Source organism: Vibrio sp. ER1A (genome assembly GCF_000733315.1).
GTDB lineage: Bacteria > Pseudomonadota > Gammaproteobacteria > Enterobacterales > Vibrionaceae > Vibrio > Vibrio mediterranei.
Genome location: NZ_JPJA01000002.1, coordinates 130,443 through 152,557, shown reverse-complemented (window position 1 = coordinate 152,557; position 22,115 = coordinate 130,443). Strand labels below are relative to the sequence as shown.

At 44.6% G+C, this 22,115-nt stretch carries 23 protein-coding genes; 18 read left to right on the top strand and 5 right to left on the bottom strand.

Annotation, left to right across the window (positions count from 1 at the left end):
• Positions 1-149, bottom strand: a 149-nt coding sequence (locus HW45_RS01150) for an RpiB/LacA/LacB family sugar-phosphate isomerase (protein ID WP_038224062.1), incomplete at its 3' end; no start/stop codon positions are given.
• 215 nt (positions 150-364) lie between these two features.
• On the opposite strand from HW45_RS01150, the gene HW45_RS01145 reads away from it, so the two are divergent.
• From HW45_RS01145 to arsB, 9 genes are all read left to right on the top strand, one after another.
• Positions 365-1,801 (top strand): sucrose-specific PTS transporter subunit IIBC, encoded by a 1,437-nt coding sequence (locus tag HW45_RS01145; RefSeq protein ID WP_231892981.1) that lies wholly within the window; start codon positions 365-367, stop codon positions 1,799-1,801.
• A gap of 46 nt (positions 1,802-1,847) precedes the next feature.
• On the top strand, positions 1,848-3,257 hold the full coding sequence (locus HW45_RS01140; protein ID WP_038224058.1) for a glycoside hydrolase family 32 protein: 1,410 nt from the start codon (positions 1,848-1,850) through the stop codon (positions 3,255-3,257).
• An 83-nt stretch (positions 3,258-3,340) separates the two neighbouring features.
• Positions 3,341-4,201: an SIS domain-containing protein gene (locus HW45_RS01135; protein WP_231892984.1), complete on the top strand. Its 861-nt coding sequence runs from the start codon at positions 3,341-3,343 to the stop codon at positions 4,199-4,201.
• A gap of 181 nt (positions 4,202-4,382) precedes the next feature.
• Positions 4,383-4,706: a metalloregulator ArsR/SmtB family transcription factor gene (locus tag HW45_RS01130; RefSeq protein WP_006072614.1), complete on the top strand. Its 324-nt coding sequence runs from the start codon at positions 4,383-4,385 to the stop codon at positions 4,704-4,706.
• 53 nt (positions 4,707-4,759) lie between these two features.
• Complete coding sequence (locus tag HW45_RS01125; RefSeq protein ID WP_038224056.1) at positions 4,760-5,764, top strand: ArsJ-associated glyceraldehyde-3-phosphate dehydrogenase; 1,005 nt, start codon at positions 4,760-4,762, stop codon at positions 5,762-5,764.
• Between the two features lie 2 nt (positions 5,765-5,766).
• Positions 5,767-6,261 (top strand): phosphatase domain-containing putative toxin, encoded by a 495-nt coding sequence (locus HW45_RS01120; RefSeq protein WP_038224076.1) that lies wholly within the window; start codon positions 5,767-5,769, stop codon positions 6,259-6,261.
• Between the two features lie 169 nt (positions 6,262-6,430).
• Positions 6,431-7,651 carry an organoarsenical effux MFS transporter ArsJ gene (arsJ, locus tag HW45_RS01115; protein WP_038224054.1) on the top strand — a complete coding sequence of 407 codons (1,221 nt, stop codon included), beginning with the start codon at positions 6,431-6,433 and terminating at the stop codon, positions 7,649-7,651.
• 131 nt (positions 7,652-7,782) lie between these two features.
• Entirely contained in the window at positions 7,783-8,091 is a 309-nt protein-coding gene (locus HW45_RS01110) for an ArsR/SmtB family transcription factor (RefSeq protein ID WP_051867636.1), read from the top strand.
• Positions 8,092-8,190: 99 nt separating this feature from the next.
• Positions 8,191-9,240 (top strand): ACR3 family arsenite efflux transporter, encoded by a 1,050-nt coding sequence (gene arsB, locus HW45_RS01105; protein WP_038224051.1) that lies wholly within the window; start codon positions 8,191-8,193, stop codon positions 9,238-9,240.
• 43 nt (positions 9,241-9,283) lie between these two features.
• On the opposite strand, the gene HW45_RS01100 is transcribed toward arsB, so the two are convergent.
• From HW45_RS01100 to HW45_RS01090, 3 genes are all read right to left on the bottom strand, one after another.
• A complete protein-coding gene (locus HW45_RS01100) occupies positions 9,284-10,132 on the bottom strand; it encodes a GGDEF domain-containing protein (protein ID WP_038224050.1) in 849 nt (282 codons plus the stop codon).
• Between the two features lie 221 nt (positions 10,133-10,353).
• Positions 10,354-12,123, bottom strand: coding sequence for a lysophospholipid acyltransferase family protein (locus HW45_RS01095; RefSeq protein ID WP_038224049.1), 1,770 nt, complete (start codon positions 12,121-12,123; stop codon positions 10,354-10,356).
• A 188-nt stretch (positions 12,124-12,311) separates the two neighbouring features.
• Positions 12,312-14,444 (bottom strand): TonB-dependent siderophore receptor, encoded by a 2,133-nt coding sequence (locus HW45_RS01090; RefSeq protein WP_038224048.1) that lies wholly within the window; start codon positions 14,442-14,444, stop codon positions 12,312-12,314.
• Positions 14,445-14,664: 220 nt separating this feature from the next.
• Between HW45_RS01090 and HW45_RS01085 the strand changes: the two genes are divergently transcribed.
• The 9 genes from HW45_RS01085 (at position 14,665) to rpoS (ending at position 21,336) form a co-directional block, all read left to right on the top strand.
• Entirely contained in the window at positions 14,665-15,318 is a 654-nt protein-coding gene (locus HW45_RS01085; RefSeq protein WP_051867634.1) for a PilZ domain-containing protein, read from the top strand.
• Between the two features lie 116 nt (positions 15,319-15,434).
• Positions 15,435-15,716 carry a cell division protein FtsB gene (gene ftsB / locus HW45_RS01080; RefSeq protein WP_006072631.1) on the top strand — a complete coding sequence of 94 codons (282 nt, stop codon included), beginning with the start codon at positions 15,435-15,437 and terminating at the stop codon, positions 15,714-15,716.
• Positions 15,713-16,423, top strand: coding sequence for a 2-C-methyl-D-erythritol 4-phosphate cytidylyltransferase (gene ispD / locus HW45_RS01075; RefSeq protein WP_038224046.1), 711 nt, complete (start codon positions 15,713-15,715; stop codon positions 16,421-16,423). Before ftsB ends, ispD begins: the two co-directional genes overlap by 4 nt.
• Positions 16,420-16,899 carry a 2-C-methyl-D-erythritol 2,4-cyclodiphosphate synthase gene (ispF, locus tag HW45_RS01070; protein ID WP_038224043.1) on the top strand — a complete coding sequence of 160 codons (480 nt, stop codon included), beginning with the start codon at positions 16,420-16,422 and terminating at the stop codon, positions 16,897-16,899. Before ispD ends, ispF begins: the two co-directional genes overlap by 4 nt.
• Before the next feature lie 12 nt (positions 16,900-16,911).
• Complete coding sequence (gene truD / locus HW45_RS01065) at positions 16,912-17,889, top strand: tRNA pseudouridine(13) synthase TruD (protein ID WP_038224041.1); 978 nt, start codon at positions 16,912-16,914, stop codon at positions 17,887-17,889.
• Between the two features lie 4 nt (positions 17,890-17,893).
• Complete coding sequence (gene surE, locus HW45_RS01060) at positions 17,894-18,658, top strand: 5'/3'-nucleotidase SurE (protein ID WP_006072638.1); 765 nt, start codon at positions 17,894-17,896, stop codon at positions 18,656-18,658.
• A gap of 4 nt (positions 18,659-18,662) precedes the next feature.
• Positions 18,663-19,286: a protein-L-isoaspartate(D-aspartate) O-methyltransferase gene (locus HW45_RS01055; RefSeq protein ID WP_038224039.1), complete on the top strand. Its 624-nt coding sequence runs from the start codon at positions 18,663-18,665 to the stop codon at positions 19,284-19,286.
• A complete protein-coding gene (nlpD, locus tag HW45_RS01050; RefSeq protein WP_038224037.1) occupies positions 19,287-20,243 on the top strand; it encodes a murein hydrolase activator NlpD in 957 nt (318 codons plus the stop codon).
• 115 nt (positions 20,244-20,358) lie between these two features.
• Positions 20,359-21,336, top strand: coding sequence for an RNA polymerase sigma factor RpoS (rpoS, locus tag HW45_RS01045; RefSeq protein ID WP_038224035.1), 978 nt, complete (start codon positions 20,359-20,361; stop codon positions 21,334-21,336).
• Between the two features lie 74 nt (positions 21,337-21,410).
• Here rpoS and HW45_RS01040 read toward each other — a convergent pair whose 3' ends face one another.
• A complete protein-coding gene (locus HW45_RS01040; protein WP_006072646.1) occupies positions 21,411-22,022 on the bottom strand; it encodes a TIGR04211 family SH3 domain-containing protein in 612 nt (203 codons plus the stop codon).
• Between the last annotated feature and the right edge of the window lie 93 nt (positions 22,023-22,115).

Below are 22,115 nucleotides of genomic sequence, written 5' to 3'. Positions count from 1 at the left end.
TCAACCGCTTTGCCATATTGAGGGTAGTCTGTTCGCTCGGCAGATTGAGCACCTAAGTCGATCACTTGATGACCTTTTTGTTCTAAGTGACTAATAACGAGAGCTTTGTGTTCGAAACCTACGTGGTCACAACCAATAGAAATGATCATGTTTGTCTGTACCTTAACCGATGAATATGGCTTTAATTTTACGATAAAATTCACGTCTGTAAATATTTAAATTTCATTGAAATCGCCAATAATCATATAAGTAATTGAAAAATAGCGGATAAAAAATTCACAATAAAATTCACAATAGTGCAAATTTCATAAAATAATTTATTTTGTGATGAGGATCGTCGTCTAGCACGTAAAGGGGTGATAGATTGAAAAGCAATTACTCAATAAACAAATCGCAGGATGAAATGATGTCTTATTCGTTGATTGCAGAAGAGTTGGTTAACTCGTTAGGCGGTGAACAAAACATAGTATCGGTTGCGCACTGTGCAACACGCTTACGTGTGATGGTGGCGGATGAAGCCAAAATCGATAAAGAGAGGATTGAAGATACAGACAAGGTAAAGGGCGCGTTCTTTAACAGTGGTCAGTACCAAATTATCTTCGGAACTGGGACGGTTAACCGTGTGTTTGAAGCGGTTCAGAATCTCGATTTATCGACGTCTTCAAAGTCAGAAATTAAACAAGCAGCAAACCAACAAGGTACGGCGCTACAACGAGCGATTCGCACATTCAGTGATGTATTCGTCCCACTGATACCTGCCTTGGTAGCAACAGGATTGTTCATGGGGCTTCGTGGACTTGTGACGCGACCTGAAGTGTTGGCTATATTTGGCCTAACGCCTGATTCTATCCCTGCAAACTTTATCCTTTATACCCAAATTCTCACGGATACGGCGTTTATTTTCTTACCTGCGATGGTGGCTTGGTCGGCAAGCCGCGTATTCGGAGGGACTCCATTGATAGGTTTGGTGCTTGGCCTAATGCTGGTTTCTCCTGCATTACCTAATGCATGGGCGGTTGGTTTCGGTGAAGCAAATCCATTGATGTTCTTTGGCTTTATTCCAGTCGTTGGTTACCAAGGTTCTGTTATTCCAGCATTTATTGCAGGTTTCCTAACCGCGAAGTTGGAACGCCGCATTCGCTCAATCATGCCAGAAGCGTTTGATTTGGTGATGACTCCATTCCTAACGCTGCTTATTATGAGTGCTGTTGCGCTTCTTGCTGTAGGTCCATTGTTCCACATCGTTGAAGTGACTATGGTAGAGGCAACTAAGTACTTGCTTGACCTACCATTTGGCTTGAGTGGTCTGATTATCGGTTTCGTGTGGGATTTGATTGTTATCACTGGTGTTCACCACGTGTTTAACCTGCTAGAAATCCAGCTACTAGCGAACGAAGGCAGCAACGTTTTCAACGCACTTATTACTGGTGCTATCTCAGCTCAGGGTGCAGCGTGTCTAGCGGTTGGTATGAAGACGCAAAGTAAGAAGCTTAAAGCGCTGTGTTTCCCATCAACGGTATCTGCTTTCCTCGGCATTATTGAACCAGCAATCTTTGGTGTGAACCTTCGTTACTATCGTCCATTCGTGTTCGCCCTAGTCGGTGGTGCTGCTGGTGGTTTTGTGGCGCAAATTCTTGGTCTAGCAGCGAGCGGTATGGCAGTAACCGTTATCCCAGGCACGCTACTTTATTTAGATGGTCAGATTCTCTCTTACTTACTCGTTCACGCGGTAAGTTGTGGTGTGGCGTTCTCGTTGACTTATACCATGGGCTTCTCTGACAAGATGCTTGAAAAGAAATAAGCGATTTAATGATAAGCCTCCCTTAATGGGAGGCTTTGGAGTTTTTATGACAGATTCTCAATATTTCCTGCGAACCATCCAATCTTTGCTTAATGCCCCTAAACATGGAGAGCATGATCCATATCGTCCAGTGTGGCACTTCGCTCCACGTGTTGGTTTATTGAATGATCCCAACGGCTTGTCGTTTTTTAATGGTGAATACCATTTGTTTTATCAGTGGAACCCACTCAAATGTGAACATGGTGCAAAGGCTTGGGGGCTAGCAACGTCTTCAGACCTTATCCATTGGCAACATAAACCCTTAGCCTTGGCACCGACTGAAGACTATGAGATATCGGGTTGTTATTCCGGTTCCGCTATTGAAGTCGATGGTAAGCTTGAGCTGTTTTACACCGGTAATGTTAAATACCCAGAGGGTGGTCGAACTGCCTATCAATGTAGAGCACAGCTAGATGAGCAGGGCACGGTAACTAAACTAGGGCCGGTATTGTCATTGCCTGATGGTTATAGCGGTCATGTTCGCGATCCTAAAGTTTGGAAACGTGGCAATCATTATTACATGGTGCTTGGAGCAGAAGATCTGCAGCGGCGTGGCGTGGTGATTCTGTATCGTTCTACTGACCTGCATCAGTGGGAGAAATGTGGTGACATTTACGGTACTGACATTAACGGCAAGCAAGATGCTAACTTTATGCTGGAGTGTCCAGATCTCTTTGCTCTTGATGGTTGCGATGTCATGATTACTTGTCCAAAGACTTGGATAGATATAGAAGGCAAAGCGACAGAAACATTTGATGTTGAGGTCACTTTGGGTGAGCTCGATTACCATCAAGCGCTTTACAACGCTACTGGCAGCCGTTTGATGGACCACGGGTTCGATTTCTATGCGCCCCAAACCTTCGAAGATAACAAGGGACGTCGTATTTTGTTTGGTTGGATGGGCAAACCGGATGAGTTTGAACCTTATCAACCAACTATTGAATATGGTTGGATTCACCAAATGACCTGCCCGCGCAGATTAACCATTCTCAACGGTGAGCTGTTACAACAACCTGTTGAAGAATTGACGACGTTGCGCCGCAACCCACAATCGGGCACCTGCTTATCCACCGCTTTGGTTGGATTAAGTGCAGAATTGTTGCTGCAAGATATTGACGGAGCCACTATCACGATTGAGCTGTCCGACGACTTATCACTGTTAGTCACGCCTTCGAGTATCACAACTCGACGAAAGAACCTTAAAACAGGTTTATGGGAAGATAGAGCATGGAAGGGAAAAGCCTCTTCGTTGCAGCTGATGCGTGACCACTCATGCGTTGAAGTCTTTATCAATGATGGAAAAGCTGTAATGACCAGTCGATTGTTTGGACAAGCAAGTAGCAGTGAGCTGCAATGTGGTTTCCGGTTCGAAAGTGATAAAGCAGTCAGCTACCAGCATTGGACATTAGAAGTTTAGCGATTCAAGTGCACACTCGTCACCGACAGGTGCAGAAAATCCAGTAGTTTTAGGGTTATAATGAAGGAAATACTTTGAGAGCTGTGTTGAAAGTTGTGAACTCGAATCAGGTAATCCCCAATATACGTATGATGATGCCGTCGCTGACTAAGACGGAACAGTCGATAGCGGAAAACTTTTTGCAGCCGCATTTTTTGCAAAAGTCGACCTCGATAAATGAGGTTGCCGAACGATTAAGCGTCTCTCCGGCGCTGATTGTCAAAGTATCGAAGAAGTTGGGGTTTAGCGGCTTTAAACAGCTGAAAGAGTCGTTATATGCGCAGAGCGAAACTCAGTCCTATGCGCCAAGTGAGCGTTTGTTGCCTGATGATAGCGCCGAGAAGATTGTGTCAAAGGTACTGCAAAACTCCATAAATGCCCTAACTGAGATCCTCAATTTTGTGGATGTAAGCATGGTCGATGCGGCTGCAGAGGCCCTGCTAAAGGCTCGAAATATCGAGCTTTTTGCAGTTGGTGGTTCAAGCATCATCTGTGAAGATTTTCAGCATAAGCTGCTACGTATTGGTATTAAATCATCGGTGCCTAAAGATCGTCACTTAATGCTGATGTCAGCGAGCATTATGACAGACCAAGACGTTGTATTGGTGGTATCTCACTCTGGCCAGACGGTTGATCTCATGGATGCTGTGCGTCAGGCAAAACAGTCTGGTGCGACCGTGATTTCTATTACCAATAACTATCACGCAGAGCTGTCATCCTTGTCGGATATCCCACTTTATGCCCCAGCGTCGCCTGAACCTGTACTTGGCAAAAACGGCACTGCACGTTTGGTTAAATTGGCGATGATCGACAGCTTGTATGCCACCATGGCAAGCAAAATGCCATCTTTAGCGGAAGAGAGCTTGAGCAAAACCATCAGAGCAGTAGAACGGCTACATCGCTAAATTTTTGTTAAATAAATAGTTTATTCTGCCAACTGAGCTCATCGACCGTAAGAAGTTGATGGGCTTTTCTATGTATCCCTATCCATTTAATTATGAAGGTTTTATGACAGGTCAAAAAGATCCTTGACTCTTAGTATGTAAAAATTAATATATACGCATATCCATATATGAGTATTTAACTATGCTTCCACATGAGTTTTTCAAATTGATGTCTGATGAAACACGTATCCGAACCTTGTTGTGGGTGTCTGCGAATGAATCAGTCTGTGTGAATAGTCTTGTTGAGGCCTTGGAAGAGAGCCAACCAAAAGTCTCAAGACATTTGGCAATGTTAAGGCAAGCTGGTGTACTAAAAGATACTCGTAAAGGGCAGCATGTTTTTTATAGCTTGGCGGAAGGGCTGCCAGGCTGGTTATACAGAACCTTGAAAGGGCTTGAGCAATCGAACTGCTTGCAAAGCGCTTATCAACTAAACTTTAACGAACTTGTGCCACCTTCTAAGTAGGTATTAGGCGTTAGTTCATCACCGAATGTATTAAGTAATTAAGAGATTGAGTTATGGCTATTAAAGTAGGTATTAACGGATTTGGTCGAATTGGTCGTTTGGCGCTGCGTGCTGCTTTCGATTGGCAAGAATTAGAATTTGTATTGATCAACGATGTCGCAGGCGATGCAACCACACTAGGTCACCTGCTTGAATTCGATTCAGTTCAAGGTACCTGGCATCATGGTGTTACAGTCGAAGGTAATGAGCTTGTCATCGATGGTAAACGCATTAAAACCACGCAAGAGCGCGATATCGACGCGATCGATTGGTCTGACTGTGATGTGGTGATTGAAGCAACAGGTGTGCACCGCAAAACTGAATTCTTGAACAAATACTTAGATCAAGGCGTTAAGCGTGTTGTGGTTTCTGCGCCAGTGAAAGAAGCCGGTATTGCTAATATTGTCGTCGGTGTTAACGACGATATTTTCGACGCTGAAGCACATCGTATTGTTACGGCAGCATCGTGTACGACTAACTGTATTGCACCAGTTGTGAAAGTGATTCACGAAAAATTGGGTATTGAGCAGTCATCATTTACTACGATTCATGACCTGACTAATACGCAAACTATCCTAGATGCACCACACAAAGATCTACGTCGTGCTCGCGCCTGTGGTATGAGCCTTATTCCAACAACGACAGGTAGTGCAACTGCTATCGTTGAGATTTTCCCAGAGCTTAAGGGCAAGATTAATGGCCACGCTGTTCGTGTCCCGTTAGCGAATGCATCTTTGACTGACATTATATTTGACGTTAAACGTGACACCACTGCAGAAGAGGTTAACGCGCTACTGAAAGAAGCGTCAGAGGGTGAGCTGAAGGGAATTCTTGGCTTTGAAGAACGACCATTGGTGTCCATCGATTATAAAGGTGACCAGCGTTCAACGATTGTCGATGCTCAATCTACAATGGTGGTCGGCTCTCGTATGGTGAAAATCTATGCGTGGTATGACAATGAAATGGGCTATGCAACGCGCACTGCAGAATTGGTTCGTAAAGTCGGTCTAGCGGGGTAATGATGATGCATCCAACATGGGAACTTAAAGTAGATAACGCAGCGCTTGTATTAACGCCTTGTCCCGGTACTAAAGATGTGTCTCTGGATGATTCATTAGCGCAACTTAAAACTCAAGGTGTGACTGTGATCGTGACGGCTCTCGATAATCACGAGATGGCGGAAGCAGGAGTTGCAGAGCTTGGTGCAAAAGCAAGGTCATTAGGAATCAAATGGTTTCAAACTGCGATTGAAGATGATCGCGCGCCAAGTGTTGAATTTGCAGCGGATTGGAAAGCAATTTCGCCAGAATTACATCAAGCGGTTGAGGCGGGTGAAAAGATTGCAATGCACTGCATGGGTGGTTCCGGACGTACTGGTCTTCTAGTGGCCAATTTGCTGCTAGAAAAAGGTTGGGATCTTGAGACGATTCGCCGTGAAGTGCAGGCATTACGTCCAGGCGCATTTACCAAACAGCCACAAATCGACTATGTAGAGAAGTTAGCGGCGACGTTCTAGTTGTCGCTCATTTAACTTCCATCACAATTACCGCGTGTCTGTGAAAACGGGAGTCTCGTTTAGATACGCACGCAGGTTGAGTAGACCCCTGCCTTCGCAGGGGTGACGATGCTTTACTGAGTAACTCAACTTTACACGAGTAATTAAACCCTACTCAGGCAGAAGAATTATGTTGTCTAACCTTAGCAAAAGCGTTCGCCAGTATATGCTGGTCACTTTTAACTACTGGAATTTCACTATTACTGATGGTGCGCTACGCATGTTGGTGGTGCTGTATTTCCATGATCTAGGTTATAGCACCTTAGCTATTGCTTCTCTGTTTTTGTTCTATGAGTTCTTTGGTGTTGTCACTAACTTAATTGGTGGCTGGCTTGGGGCCCGCTTGGGGCTAAATCGAACCATGAATATCGGCCTTGGGATGCAGATCTTCGCTTTGTTGATGTTGGCCGTGCCGAGTGTCTGGCTAACCATCCCTTGGGTGATGGCTGCACAAGCGCTATCTGGAATCGCCAAAGATCTGAATAAAATGAGTGCGAAGAGTGCCATTAAGACGTTAGTGCCCGACGAACAGCAAGGTGCGCTCTACAAGTGGGTGGCGATTCTAACTGGCTCTAAGAATGCACTGAAAGGGGCTGGCTTCTTTATCGGTGGTCTACTGCTCTCTGTGCTCGGTTTCCAATATGCGGTTGCTGCCATGGCAGCTGTGCTTAGTTTGGTGTTTATCGGCAGTGTACTTAGCTTAGAAAGTGATATGGGTAAAGCGAAAGCGAAGCCTAAGTTTAAGCAGATTTTCTCTAAATCGGAGAGCATTAATATTCTGTCTGCGGCACGCATGTTCCTATTTGGCGCTCGCGATGTGTGGTTTGTCGTGGCACTGCCTATTTACCTTGGTTCGGTGTTCGGTTGGGACCATACATTAGTCGGTGGGTTTCTGGCTACGTGGGTAATTGCTTATGGCTTTGTTCAAGGCATTGCCCCCAAAATTACCGGTAAAGCTCAAGGGAAGGTACCCGATGGCAGCGCAGCAATGTGGTGGGCATTAGCGCTTGCGGCCGTGACTGGCATAATCGCTTATTGTGTTCAAATGCAGTGGTACCCACAGGCTGTGATTGTGGTTGGATTATTGATTTTCGGTGCTATCTTCGCAGTAAACTCCTCGCTCCATAGCTATTTGATAGTTAGCTATGCCAAAGGTGATGGGGTTTCCATGGATGTAGGCTTTTACTACATGGCTAATGCGATGGGACGTTTAATTGGCACTGTGTTGTCTGGCTGGGTATTCCAAGTTGCTGGTCTTGCAGCATGTATGTGGGTCTCTTTTGCCTTCCTTGTGCTGACGACCATTATTTCGATACGCCTGCCTGGTGCGCCGAAAGCGATGGCTCAGTAAGCCATAAAATATCCACTTTAAAGAGTTAATCGTTAAAAGGCGATTGACTCTTTTTTATGTCAGGCGTATATTTATCGTCAAAATACGATAGAGGGTAGAATGTGACGAATTGTACAGTGGATAATACTGAAATGTTTATTGCATCAGATGAGCAACTGGCTCAAGAGAAAACGCTGGCGGCACAAGCTAAGGCATTGTCCCATCCTGCTCGTATTCGTATCTTACGAATTCTGTCAGACCTAGAACGAGCCGGTGGTTGTTTAAACAGCGATCTGGTTTCTCAATTGGGTCTCGCTCAATCAACGGTATCTGAGCATTTACGTATACTCAAAGTCGCCGGTTTTATTAGTGCTGAGCCGATGCCACCGAAAGTGTGTTATCGAATCCAGAGAGAGGCGCTCAGTGACTTTGCGCGTCTAACACAATCAGCCTTTGATTAAGCAAGCTTCTATCATTCTTTGATTATTGAGTCGGCATTGCCGACTTTTATTACTATAATTTAATCGTTATTCGACGATTGACGATATTGGAGAGTTAACATGTCTGAGTTAGCTATTGAACAACCGAAAAAGCTGGGCTTCCTTGATCGCTTTCTTACTTTATGGATCTTTTTGGCGATGGGAATTGGGGTGGTTCTGGGAGTTGCATTTCCGAGCCAGATTGAGAACTTGAATGAGTCAATGACGGTGGGTAGCACTAATATCCCTCTCGCCATTGGCTTGATACTGATGATGTACCCGCCATTGGCGAAAGTGAACTACGGCCTGATGGGCAACGTGCTCCAAGACAAAAAGGCCGTGACACTTTCATTGGTTATGAACTGGCTGGTTGGCCCAATTCTTATGTTTGTGCTGGCACTGACATTTCTGGGTGATGAACCCAGCTTAATGACAGGTGTCATTTTAATTGGTCTAGCTCGTTGTATTGCTATGGTGCTGGTATGGAATGACATTGGTGGTGGTAACAAAGAATACGGCGCAGCCTTAGTCGCACTGAACAGCGTATTCCAGATTATCACGTATAGCTTTCTTGCTTGGTTATTCATTACGGTGTTGCCACCAAAATTTGGTTTCCAGGGGCAGGTCGTGGATATCTCAATGGGTGATATCGCTGAAAGTGTAATGATTTACCTAGGTATTCCTTTCTTAGCTGGATTTTTAAGTCGCAAGATCTTAGTCGCGAAGAAAGGAGAGCAATGGTACAACGAGACCTTTATTCCTAAGGTTTCACCGATGACGTTAATCGCACTACTGGCTACCATCGTACTCATGTTCAGCCTTAAAGGTGAGATGATAGTTGAACTACCAATGCAAGTAGTACGCGTAGCGATTCCACTTACGATCTACTTCTTTATGATGTTCTTTGTGAGTTTCTTTGTTGCTAAGAAGATGGGTGTCCCTTTCGATAAGAATGCGTCAATTGCCTATACCGCGACGGGTAATAACTTTGAACTGGCTATCGCCGTGGCTATTGCCGTATTTGGCTTGAATTCACCTGAAGCATTCGCGGGGGTTATTGGTCCTCTAATTGAGGTGCCAGTGCTGATCGCCTTAGTGAACTTCACATTGAAAATGAAAAAGCGTTACTAGCGCTCAAATAAAAGTGAAAAGCTGAGCATTGGGCTCAGCTTTTTTATAATAGGACTTTAGGCTTTTTCGCGCGTTTATCGTGCTTACTTTGGTACATAGCAAGGTCGGCTTTCTTCAAAGTGATTCGCAAACTGGACTGGAATGCCGAATAGCCAATACTGTGGCAAAGTTCAGGGTAGGCTTGGAAGTCATCAATAAATAACCGATGCAGTTTGCCAATAGCTTGCTTTAATGTGTCTTCATTTTCATAGTGCGTTAAAACTACAAATTCATCCCCACCATATCGGACAATCACATCCTTATCAGAAAAGCTCTGTCGCAAGCAACGCGCGAACCTAAGTAGAACCAAATCGCCTTCACTGTGACCCAAATTATCGTTAATTTGCTTAAAGTTATCGAGATCAATAACGACGCAGAATCCTTTTTTCCAGCGAATCGAGCTGAGATAAGTCAGGTTTCGCAGTTTAGTTAATGGATCGGTATACGCTTTCTTTTCGAAGAACTTTGCTTCTTGATGCAGTTCAGAAACATCGAAGCTGGTGGTATAGATGAAAGACTCGCCTTCAATGTCGACTTTAAACTTCAACACATTGTAGTAAAAAGTGGAATGTAAGCTTTGAAACTTAACGATTTTTGGAATGCATTGGCCGGACTCAATATAATCGATACTCGCGTCATGACATTCTTGAAGCATATTGGCTACATTTTCAGGAACCACTTGAGCCAGTGCGGTTGCCGTCATCCCTATTGGATTGATGTCGGTATACTGGCGCAGCCAGACATTAAATTTATCATTGATATAGACGTATTCGTGGGACGAATTTCTAATCGACAGAAACCCCGGAAAATGGCGAAATAGTTCATTCGCTTGGTGATATGTCAAATCTGTCACTGCTAAATCTCACTCAAGTAAGTCCGATCTTCCTACAGCTGAAAAGCGGTCGATGTCGTTATCGTTTTTTCAGCCGTTTCTAGCATGCTCCTACCATAAGAACTGTGATGCACATCCTCTTGTTGATAGTTATTGTAAAAGAATGACTTAGTTCTCAAGGATGAGACGGTTTGAGAGAGGATAAAGCAGCCTAAGCTGCTTTGAAGAAGGTAACGTAGGCACTAAATGGACAGAGCATTGTGCTTGTTTAGATACTGTTTAGCGTATTCAGATCCCATATAGCGAGCTAAGGATTTGTGAGGTACCGAGGTGAGATCGACGACGATCAAACCATCCAATGCGTCATTGAAATTGGGGTCTACGTTAAAACAGACCAACTTGCCGTTTAAGTTTAGGTATTGTCGTAATAAGACCGGTACGCTTTTTCCAGTGTCCAGTCTTGAGATAACGCGCGATAACAGTTGAACGTCCGCTAGAGCACTCAGTGTTTGAGGGCACCACTGTCTATGGCGATTTTGTTTAGGAGGATTAGACGCACTTACATATCGTGCACTGTCATTATCGTAATGGTGCAAGGTCATTGTGTCGGTGAGGAGCTGGCGAGCGATGTCGCTATAGTCATTGCTAATACTCACCGGACCAAATAGATGAGTGTAGTTGGGATGTCGACGTACAAATTCCGCAATACCTTTCCACAGCAGTAGTAGCGCGCTCATGCTTTTTTGGTATTCTTCAGCGACGACACTGCGTCCCATTTCAATGGATTTGCCCATTGTATTTAAGAAGGAGTGCTCGAAGTTAAACAGGGTGCGAGAGTATAGGGCGCGTATATCCCCTTGCTTAATGAGCTCGTCAACGAGACCTAGACGATAAGCGCCGACCAACTTTTGTTTTTCTTTGTCCCAAACAAATAGATGTTGATAGAGCTGATCAAACTGATCGATGTCTAAAGATTGCCCCGTTCCTTCTCCAACTTGTCGAAAGTTTATTTCCCTTATTCGTCCAATTTCTCGCATCACCGCAGGAATGTAATCCATGGAGGTACAGTAAACCTCAAACTCACCGCTAGTAAGGAGTAAGTGCTCTTGAGGGAGGAGTTCGATGTCCTCAAGCAGTTCGCTGAGGTGAGTTTCTGAGGCTATGGCTTGATCACGTTGATGAGAAGAAAGCGAGCTATGGTTTCTTTCAGGATGTTGCTGATTGAGCAAATAGGTATTAAGGCGCAGATAACTAACAAGCTGCTGGCTGTCTAGCGAACTCACTTCTTTAAACTTGATTTTGTTGCCAATTGAAATTCGGATGGCGGTGTTCTTTTTATTGAGAAGCTCGCGACCTAACATAGCAGTTCTTAGCATCGGGTGGACTTTTCCTGCCAAGTAGAAGTGTTTGGAGTTAACGCCGCCGATATGCACTGGCACCGTTGTTGCCTGATTTCTTTTGATAAGGGTACTTACGGAGCGGCTCCACTGCTTATCCTCCAGTTGAAGCGATTTTCTGTCAACCAGTTGTGACACTTCGCCTGCAGGAAATACAAGCAGAAGGCCGCCAAGTTCTAAATGCTGGTTGGCTTGTCGCAATGCTTTGGAGTTTGATCGATGTGCATTGGTTCCGTTGAACACATCGACACCGATAAACAAAGGCTCCAGCTCCGGAACCAGTTTAAGAAATTCATTGGCAAGAATTTTCACGTCCTTGCGAATCTGCAGTAGCACCTCGGCCAAAATGACACCTTCAACACAACCTAGGGGATGATTCGCTACAATGATGGTTGCTCCAGTTTTAGGTATCGTCTCACTACTGCCTGCTTCGATGTGATAATCAATACCTAGGATATCCAACGTGAAACGCAAGAAAGACTCGGTATCACAATCTGCAGGACGTTGAGCGTATAATCTGTCTAAAACTGACAGGCCAGTAGCCCACTCAGTAACGTTTTCGGCTAGGCCTAGTGGAGACCTGCGCGGCAGACGAAAAGGACTGGTAGTATCCATAGCAACCTCTGAATATAAGCCAAATTGATGTGGCTAAAATGCTATGACGTTGATATGTCAAAATGGCGAACAACAGATGGAAGATGGATGACGTGTTGATGTCAAAATCGTGACATCGAATTAGAGGGAAATGAGACTGTGAGAAGAAAAAGCCCAGCGATGAGATCGCTGGGCTCGATTTAGTTAGCTTAGAATGTTGCGTTCACGGACAGTTTGAAGCGGCGTTCATTCCCGAAATGAACATCGTTGATCACGCCTGTCGAGCTACCTGATTTAGTGATATATTCGCCACCACCACCTGTGCCAGCAACATACTCTTTGTCAAAGAGGTTTTCGATATTGAATCGGAAATCCCATACGACATAATCGCTCTTAATTTTGTGAGATGCTCCAGCATCAAAGCGCACGTAACCATCCAGTTTTACGGTGTTAGCATTATCAGCCCAGCGCTCACCTTGATAGAACATACCAAGATTAAATGCCGTTGTATCAGTCATCGCATAGCGAGTCCATGCAGAGCCACTCCACTCTGGAACGTTAGCTGGACGCTTATCTTGGTACTTATCATGTTTGTCGAAGTTTGCATCTAAGTACATACCTGTTGCCATCACAAACCATTTATCGGCGATTTGACCTTGTGCACCAGCTTCCACACCTTTATGACGCTGAGTACCATTTTGCGTGGTGATACCGTTTTCTGTGATACTGATATTTTCCTTCTCAATGTCAAATAGGGCTCCAGTAAGCAGTAGGCGATTATCCATTAGCTCCCACTTTGTACCTAACTCGTATTGACGACTTTTCTCAGGTTCGCGTTCTGTCACTGAGTTGTCATCGTTAACCACGTTTGAGACTGGATTGAAGCTCTCCGAGTAGTTAGCATAAATGCTGCCGTTGTAGCTTGGATGGAAGATTAAGCCAGCTTTTGGTGAAAATGATTGGCTGTCATTAGCACCACTGATGATTTCGCCTTTTGAGTTTTTTCCATCGGCAAAGTACATATCATATCGACCGCCTACAAGTGCTTGCCATTGGTCATTGAAGGTGATGAGGTCTTGAGCATAAAAACCGTAGAAATGGTTGTTGCTCTCATAGGTAGACGTGGCATTGTTGTAGTCTAGACCCGGGTTTGTAGGGTTCTCACCAGGTTGCACACTAATTGAGCTGCCTTTCACTCTCTGCTGAGCATAGTCATAGAACTGGCCGTTAGTACCAAGCAAGACTTGGTGATCCACATTGAGAGCAGTGAAGTTACCGTGAAGATCTGCATGGAAAGCTTGAGTTTTCCAATGATCATGACGATCAAATGGGCTCATGGTGTAACTGCCATCAACGAGCGTATTAGAGTCTGGTGTCGGCATCGAATCATAGCGATGACGCTTCATGTCTTGTAAGTTGTAGCTTAGTTTGGCTTCCCATTGTGTATTGATATACAGATTAAGATCAGCACCAAAGTTTTCTACATCGTTGTTGATGAATGACCAGTGAGCGTCTCTGATGGTTTCTTTATCGCCAATTCGATTTCCATTTAGATCCAACCAAGAGCCTGAGTCGATCGGTGCATTATCTTGAGTCTTTTCGTAGTTGAAGGAGAGTAGGCCCCAGTCGTAAAGATCGGCTTCAATGACGCCATAACCTAGAAAACGATCGCGTTCTCGGTTATCACCCGTTGCGTACTTTCTACTTTCAACACTGTCTTGTTTTACTAGGACAGTACGGCCACGAAGTGTCCCTGATTCATTCAATTTACCGGATGCATCAACGTGATAGCGCGTGCTACCTAGATCGTCAAAATCTGCACCTACGTTGACTTTTGGAGTCGCAGTCGGCTTTTTTGACACCATATTAATCATTCCGCCTGGCGCTGAGTTACCGTATAAAAGGCTGGATGGACCCTTTATAACTTCAATGCGATCTAAGGTTTCAATTGGCAGCATGTAGTGAGTGAATAGCGAGTGACCATTGCGCAAGTAACCATTGGTTGATGACAACTCAAATCCACGCAAGTAGAACGTTTCTCTATTCCATTTCTGTGAGCCTGCGCTGACACTAGCATCGTTTTGCAACGCTTCACCTAATGTGGTTGCCAGTTGTTCATCCAAAACAATCTCAGGAATCACGTTTACAGATTGAGGGGTTTCTAACATAGAGGCATCGGTGCGCATAGCACCTGAAGCACTGTCAACTTTATAGTCATCAAAGCTTTGCGCATGTACGACGAGTGTTTCATCCACACTCGATTTGTTTTGTTCGGCAAATGCTGGAGAGGTGTTAAGTGCGAGTACCACGGCACTGCAAAGTGTGGTCACTTGAAATTTCATTCTGGGCTTTCCTTGCTCGTAAAAATCGAGACAAATTGAATAATTTATTATTGGTATATGACATCATATTAGTAGCGGGGTGAATGCTAATGCTATTTATTATCATTTACAATATTGCTAAGTGTAACAATCTGTATCTTTTGAAATTTAAGCTGATGGATTGCATCAAACAGGTAAATAAGGTGTAATTAATTTGTTGATAAACAAAAGGATAACGTCAGTGGAATGGGGACAACAAAAACAATATGAATGCTATCGTTACCTTAAAACAGGCATGAAACTCAGTCTTTCTGTTACAGGTGAGGAATCGCTCAAAGGGCTACCTGCATCTTTAATCGGCTTTAAATTTGATAACTATCTGGTTGTGGATGCGCAAGAACTGGAACAAGAGACGATTTGTGCCTTGAGAGAAAAAGAAGTGATTGTCAGAGGATTGACGGATACGGGATACGGACATGTGGTGGCTTTTACTTGTCAGTGTATTGCCGATTATAACGTACCTAGTAAACAGGTTTATCTTTCACCTCCTAATAACTTCGTGACTAAGCCCATTCGAGAGCATTCGCGTTATAAGCTTGCAATTCCTTGCTCTCTTTCGCTGGGTAAAGCGCAAACCGAAGCAACGATGGTGGATTTCTCGTTGTCTGGTTGTGGTATTTTTATCGCTTCCGAACATGATTTTTGCAAAGGGCTAGAGGTAAAAATAGATTGTGAGTTGAATCGATTTTTACCCGCAGGAATTACCTTCGAAATTGCGAGTATTAAAAAGCATGGCGTAGGTTCGTTAATCGGAATTCAATTCAACCAGCAGGTGTTAATGTCAAATAACCTAAAAATGACACTTGCCGAATGGTCTCTTCAAGCCAGTCATTAGGGCGAGTAGGCACTTACTTTTCACCTTAGTCGCGAACAAGGCTTTCTCTTCGCTTATTTCAAGGTGTAAACTGTGCTATATAAAGAGCAGATTTTTTCGATGGAACGTGCCAGTTTATGCGTATCTTTACCCTAGTGTTGTTAGTTGTTTTTTCTTGGTTGCAATATACTCTCTGGTTTGGAAAAAACGGTATCGTCGACTTCAATCAAGTTGAATCAGAAATCCAAGTGCAACAGCAAGTGAATCAAAACCTACAGACACGTAATAATGAGATGTTTGCGGAAATTGATGACCTTCGACAAGGGCTTGATGCCATTGAAGAAAGAGCACGACATGAACTTGGAATGATTCAAGACGGAGAGACGTTCTATCGCATCATAGGTGAGGACAACCAATGATACCTGAACACCATCCTATCATCGCTATTGTGCCAGCTGCTGGCGTGGGCAGTCGTATGCAAGCTGACGTCCCAAAGCAATACCTTAAGATTAATGACAAAACTATTTTAGAGCATACGGTTGATAAGTTGCTGTCACACCCAAGTGTCGAAAGCGTCATTGTCGCTGTTAGTGAAAATGACCCTTATTATTCTGGACTGTCATTTTTATCGGAAAAGCCAGTAGTGCGTGTTGCTGGTGGCAATGAACGTGCCGACTCGGTACTCGCTGCCATCGACTACGTTAAACAGCGTATCCCTAATGCGTGGTGTTTGGTTCATGATGCCGCTCGCCCTTGTATCACCTTGGCAGACATCAGTAAGCTGATTTATGAAGTGTCCGTGCACCCGGTTGGCGGAATTTTAGCTTCGCCCGTGAAAGACACCATGAAGCGAGCCGATGACGTCAATGGTATTGACCATACTGTAGAGCGAGTGGGTTTGTGGCATGCGTTGACGCCACAAATGTTCAAAGTAGAGCTACTTCATAGTGCACTTACTAATGCACTAGAGGAAGGGGTTTCAATTACCGATGAAGCGTCTGCTGTTGAGTGGACCGGGCTTTCTCCATTGCTAGTTGAAGGGCGTGGAGACAACATCAAAATTACTAGGCCAGAAGATTTAGCTCTGGCTGAATTTTATTTAATGAAAGAGGAAGTACAACAATGAGAATAGGCCATGGCTTTGACGTTCATAAGTTTGGTGGCGAAGGTCCTGTAATCATTGGCGGTGTGGCCATTCCTTACGAGCAAGGATTGATCGCACACTCTGATGGTGATGTTGCACTTCACGCTTTATGTGATGCCTTACTTGGGGCTATCGCCGCAGGAGATATTGGTCGTCACTTCCCAGATACTGATGCCGAGTGGGAAGGAGCGGATAGTCGCGCTCTACTTCGTGATGTGTACAGTAAAGTGAAAGCGGAAGGCTACGAACTGGTTAATGCGGATATCACCATCATGGCGCAAGCTCCTAAAATGGCTCCTCACATTGACAGCATGTGCCAAGTCATTGCACAAGACTTAGATACCGATATTGGTAACGTCAATGTGAAGGCAACGACAACTGAAAGATTAGGCTTTACAGGACGTAAAGAAGGAATTGCCACTGAAGCAGTGGTATTGATTAGCAAAATTACGTCTTAATAGGCAGCGATGATGACTGATGTTTTACAACACTTAGCCTACCTATACGGTAAGCCAACCACGACAGCCAAATTTAAAGCGACCAATGAAGATTTTGTGGTTCGCGAAGTACTTGGCTTCGAGTTCACAGGAGAAGGCGAGCATTTGATGCTACGCGTTCGCAAAAATGGTGAGAATACCAGCTTTGTTGGCAACGAACTGGCAAGGTTTTGTGGGGTCAAGTCCAAAGATATAGGTTGGGCAGGTCTTAAAGACAGACATGCTGTGACAGAGCAGTGGTTGAGTGTGCATCTGCCGAAAAAGAATGTCCCTGACTTTGCCGACTTTCATAAGCAATATCCTAGTATTGAGATAGTAGCAACTGACTGGCATAACAAGAAGTTAAGGCCTGGTGATTTGGCCGGGAACGAGTTTGATATTCGTCTTACGGATGTTTCTGATATAACGGAATTGAGCGCGAGATTACAGCAAGTCGAAGCAAGTGGTGTTCCTAACTATTTTGGTCAGCAACGATTTGGTAGAGATGGCGGCAATGTCACCGAAGCAAGACGTTGGGGACGTGAAAATGTACGAACTCGTAACCAAAATAAGCGCAGCCTATATTTATCGGCGGCTCGCTCTTGGGTTTTCAACGAGATTGTCTCTAAGCGCATCGAAGCTCAGTGTTTCGAGAGTGCAATCGCGGGTGATATTCTGGACGATAATGGCGTGATTACCGCTGCGCTAGCTGGTGATAACGCACTGCCGACAGAGCAAGATGCTTTAACACTTGAGCAAAACGCGGTAGATCAAGAGCCTGACCTCATGATGCTGATGCGTGGTAATCGTATGCGACACGATCGCCGAGCTATCTTACTGAAGCCTGAATCATTAAAAAGTCAGCTAGAAGATGATGCCGTGACGCTTTCTTTCTTTTTAGACTCAGGTAGCTTTGCAACATCAATCTTACGAGAGCTGGCTCAAATAGAAGAAGTGGAACGACAATTCTAAACACATGGATATGAGTAAAAAACTTAGCATTTTAATCAGCAATGATGATGGGGTGCATGCCGAAGGCATTCGAGCACTAGCGAAAGAACTTAGTGATATTGCGCAAGTAACCATTGTTGCACCAGATCGCAACCGATCTGGTGCCTCCAACTCATTGACGCTAGAACAGCCTCTGCGCGTTAATCAAATTGAGCCGGGTGTGTACTCTGTGCAAGGCACACCTACGGACTGTGTGCATTTTGCACTTAATGAGTTGATGAAAGATGACCTGCCCGATCTCGTGCTATCTGGTATTAATCATGGCGCAAACCTTGGTGACGATGTTCTGTATTCCGGAACGGTTGCCGCAGCTATGGAAGGGCACTTTCTTGGAGTTCAATCCATTGCATTTAGCTTGGTAGGCAAACAGAACTTTACCGCTGCGGCGATTATCGCTCGTCAGTTTGTGGAGCGACATCTTAAGCAAAGAGTCCCAACTAATCGCTTGTTGAATATCAATATTCCAGATTTTCCATTAGCGCAATTAGGTCAGGTTGAGGTGACTCGATTAGGCGCGCGCCATCATGCTGAGAGTATGATTAAACAGAAGGATCCACGTGGTCACGATATCTATTGGCTAGGTCCTCCGGGGAAAGAGCAAGATGCGGGTATAGGAACGGATTTCTATGCAATAGAGCATGGCCATATTTCCATCACTCCACTTCAGGTGGATTTGACCGCGCATGAATCAATTGGTGCAATGGAACGTTGGATAGCAGGGAGAGATTAAGGTAATGAATCCGCAAGCGGAACGACTCGTTGAGTTTATCAAAGGGCATGGCATTACCAATGGTGCAGTATTGGAGGCGATTCAATCTGTACCGAGAGAACAGTTCGTGTCTCAAGCGATGATACATCAAGCGTATGATAACAATGCGTTGCCTATTGGCGCTGGCCAAACAATATCTCAACCTTATATTGTCGCCAAAATGACCGAGCTTTTAGAGCTATCAAGAGAAACTAAAGTACTCGAGATAGGAACGGGTTCTGGCTACCAAACTGCAGTTTTAGCTCAAATAGTTGAGCACGTCTTCTCGGTAGAAAGAATCAAATCTCTTCAATGGGATGCTAAACGTCGCCTAAAGAGACTCGATATTTACAATGTCTCGACTAAACATGGTGATGGTTGGCAAGGGTGGAAAGCAAAAGGTCCTTTTGATGCGATTATTGTGACAGCGGCAGCGGCGACAGTCCCTGACGCGTTACTGTCTCAGCTCACAGAAGGTGGGCGACTTGTAATTCCTGTTGGTGATGATGAACAACAACTATTAAAAATTACTCGAAAAGGTGATAGTTTTAATAGCGAAGTTATTGAATTAGTAAGGTTTGTTCCTTTGATTGCAGGTGAATTAGCGTAAATGCAAAGCCGTTTGAAGGCCGTGGGTTCCGTAATTATGTTGTCCAGTGCACTTGTTGGGTGTGCTGGGCGTTCGCCTGCACCTGTCTCAGATTTGGGAGGCAGGTACGATAATGTCTCTCGAGGGAGCTATCGCGGTAGTTATTACGAAGTGCAAAAGGGTGACACCCTCTATTTCATCGCCTACAAAACGGATAAAGATGTTAAGGAACTGATTCGACTTAATAATCTTCGTTCTCCTTACACCATTCATCCTGGTCAGCGCCTCAATTTGTGGCGACCTGTTTATACTCCTCCTGCGTACGCTGGCTCTGGTGCTGGGGAAGTGGCTGCGGCTTCTACTGCAACAGCTGCCGCGGGTTCTACCACCGCTAAAGCTAAGTCTTCAAACTCGCAATCCTCCAAAGCGAAGACGGGTAGTTCATCAACGCAAAATAGTCAAAAAACAGCCACTAAGAAGGTTGATCAATCAAAAACAAAGGAGTATGGTGACTCTAAAGGTAAACAAAATGTTAATAACACAAAACCCAATACGGCAAAACAGAGTACTGCTCAAACTAAGCCGAAGCCACCACCTAGCTCTAGCGGCAAAGTAACGAGCTGGCAATGGCCAACCAAGGGACGTGTAATAAAGAACTTTTCTGCAGGGGACCAAGGAAATAAAGGTATCGACATTGCAGGCCAAAGAGGCCAAGCAATTGTTGCCACTGCAAAAGGAACCGTAGTTTATTCGGGTAATGCACTCAGAGGTTATGGAAATTTGGTTATTGTTAAGCATAACGATAGCTACCTCAGTGCCTACGCACATAACGATCGGTTATTGGTATCAGAAGGGCAAAGTGTAAAAGCCGGACAAAAAATCGCAACAATGGGAAGCTCCGGAACCAATAGTGTAAGACTGCACTTTGAAATTCGTTACCAAGGTAAATCGGTAAATCCTAAGCGTTACTTACCGTAATTACCGTATACGTATTTACAATACGAAAGCTACTTGCAATTTGATTGACGTTATCAGAGAAGGTTAGCGACATAGTTTGTAGTCATGTTTTGCTAACTCGCCAGGGGGAGGCGCTATGAGTATCAGCAATGCAGTAACCAAAAATGAAAACTTCGACGTTGAAACGGAATCAACGGAGGTTGTCGAAAACGCACTTACCAACGATGAATCCATTTCTGAAGATAAAGATATGTATGACGCATCGGCGAAAAGCCTGGATGCGACTCAGCTTTACTTAGGCGAAATTGGTTTCTCTCCATTACTTACCGCGGAAGAAGAAGTCCTGTATGCGCGACGTGCCCTAAAGGGTGACGAAGCCGCTCGTAAACGTATGATCGAAAGTAACCTACGTCTGGTGGTGAAGATCTCTCGACGTTACAGTAATCGTGGGCTGGCGCTGCTTGATCTTATTGAGGAAGGAAACCTTGGTTTGATTCGAGCAGTCGAAAAGTTTGACCCAGAACGAGGCTTCCGTTTTTCTACTTACGCCACTTGGTGGATTCGACAAACGATTGAACGTGCGTTAATGAACCAGACTCGCACCATTCGTCTTCCGATTCATGTAGTGAAAGAACTCAATATCTATTTGCGTACTGCTCGTGAGTTATCACAGAAGCTAGACCATGAGCCTACAGCAGAAGAGATTGCACAAAAGCTTGATAAGCCAGTCAGTGATGTGTCTAAGATGCTACGTCTAAATGAACGTATTAGCTCAGTAGATACACCGATTGGCGGTGATGGTGAAAAAGCACTCCTAGATATTATTCCTGACTCAACGCATTCAGACCCTGAAGTATCGACTCAAGATGATGATATCAAGTCTTCGCTGATTCACTGGCTTGACGAGCTAAACCCTAAGCAGAAAGAAGTACTAGCACGACGTTTTGGTCTGCTCGGTTATGAGCCATCGACACTAGAAGAAGTAGGACGTGAGATTAATCTGACCCGTGAACGCGTGAGACAGATTCAAGTTGAAGGCTTACGTCGACTTCGCGATATCCTGATCAAACAAGGGTTGAATATGGAGTCACTGTTCAATTTCGATGACGATTAAACTTTTCGTCTCATGAACAAAAAAATACCGCCAAATGAGGCGGTATTTTTGTCTGTGCGTAATGCTGAACTGTCTTATGCCCAGCCGTTTGGACTCTTCTTACGACGAGGAATGATGTGTGGAAGAATCAAACCAAACAACAGACCTGCTCCAGCAACACCACCGCCATACATAAAGTAGCGCAGCAGTAGGTCTTCTTTCTGTGTATCCAGTTTTGCGCGCAGCTCACGGATTTCAGTTTGAGATGAGGTTAGCTGCGAGCTGATATCTGAGTAGTTTTGCTCCAGTTCAGCAATTTGCTTGTTACGTGCTTCTAGAGAGCTCACTAGACCATCTTTTTCGCTGTTCGCTGTTTCACGAGCGTTAGCCAGTAGTGATTTCGCTTCAGTCAGTTCTTTCTCAAGACGCGGAAGACGCACTGCCATGCTCTCTTGAGTGGTCACATACTTAGTTTCAACCCAGCCTTTGCGGCCACGGCTATCTTGAACTTGAGAGTAACCATTCTCTCTGTTAGTGGAGAGTAGTCGAACTTTGTCACCAGCATTGATGCTGCCAATGATTCGATATTGGCTGCTAGGGCCAGAATGCATGTAAGTAAATAGCTTGTCAGCAATATAACGATCCTGCGCCAATGCAGCAGGGGCTGCCAATAATGACACCATGATCATGCAGATCAGTTTTTTCACAGTAAGTCCCTTAAGTGTTTCAATGGGGAATGAACAAGAAAGTATCGTTCGCTTTGGTCGCGGAGACGTACTCTCAATTTGTAAATTTTTAAG

Excerpts from the sequence above, each read along its gene's own strand:
- HW45_RS01130 (WP_006072614.1), top strand. The coding sequence starts at position 4,383 with ATGCTTCCACATGAGTTTTTCAAATTGATGTCTGATGAAACACGTATC.
- HW45_RS01140 (WP_038224058.1), top strand. The coding sequence starts at position 1,848 with ATGACAGATTCTCAATATTTCCTGCGAACCATCCAATCTTTGCTTAAT.
- nlpD (WP_038224037.1), top strand. The coding sequence starts at position 19,287 with ATGCAAAGCCGTTTGAAGGCCGTGGGTTCCGTAATTATGTTGTCCAGT.
- HW45_RS01090 (WP_038224048.1), bottom strand. The coding sequence starts at position 14,444 with ATGAAATTTCAAGTGACCACACTTTGCAGTGCCGTGGTACTCGCACTT.
- HW45_RS01095 (WP_038224049.1), bottom strand. The coding sequence starts at position 12,123 with ATGGATACTACCAGTCCTTTTCGTCTGCCGCGCAGGTCTCCACTAGGC.
- truD (WP_038224041.1), top strand. The coding sequence starts at position 16,912 with ATGACTGATGTTTTACAACACTTAGCCTACCTATACGGTAAGCCAACC.
- ispD (WP_038224046.1), top strand. The coding sequence starts at position 15,713 with ATGATACCTGAACACCATCCTATCATCGCTATTGTGCCAGCTGCTGGC.
- rpoS (WP_038224035.1), top strand. The coding sequence starts at position 20,359 with ATGAGTATCAGCAATGCAGTAACCAAAAATGAAAACTTCGACGTTGAA.
- arsJ (WP_038224054.1), top strand. The coding sequence starts at position 6,431 with ATGTTGTCTAACCTTAGCAAAAGCGTTCGCCAGTATATGCTGGTCACT.
- arsB (WP_038224051.1), top strand. The coding sequence starts at position 8,191 with ATGTCTGAGTTAGCTATTGAACAACCGAAAAAGCTGGGCTTCCTTGAT.
- surE (WP_006072638.1), top strand. The coding sequence starts at position 17,894 with ATGGATATGAGTAAAAAACTTAGCATTTTAATCAGCAATGATGATGGG.
- HW45_RS01110 (WP_051867636.1), top strand. The coding sequence starts at position 7,783 with ATGTTTATTGCATCAGATGAGCAACTGGCTCAAGAGAAAACGCTGGCG.
- ftsB (WP_006072631.1), top strand. The coding sequence starts at position 15,435 with ATGCGTATCTTTACCCTAGTGTTGTTAGTTGTTTTTTCTTGGTTGCAA.
- HW45_RS01125 (WP_038224056.1), top strand. The coding sequence starts at position 4,760 with ATGGCTATTAAAGTAGGTATTAACGGATTTGGTCGAATTGGTCGTTTG.
- HW45_RS01055 (WP_038224039.1), top strand. The coding sequence starts at position 18,663 with ATGAATCCGCAAGCGGAACGACTCGTTGAGTTTATCAAAGGGCATGGC.
- ispF (WP_038224043.1), top strand. The coding sequence starts at position 16,420 with ATGAGAATAGGCCATGGCTTTGACGTTCATAAGTTTGGTGGCGAAGGT.
- HW45_RS01120 (WP_038224076.1), top strand. The coding sequence starts at position 5,767 with ATGATGCATCCAACATGGGAACTTAAAGTAGATAACGCAGCGCTTGTA.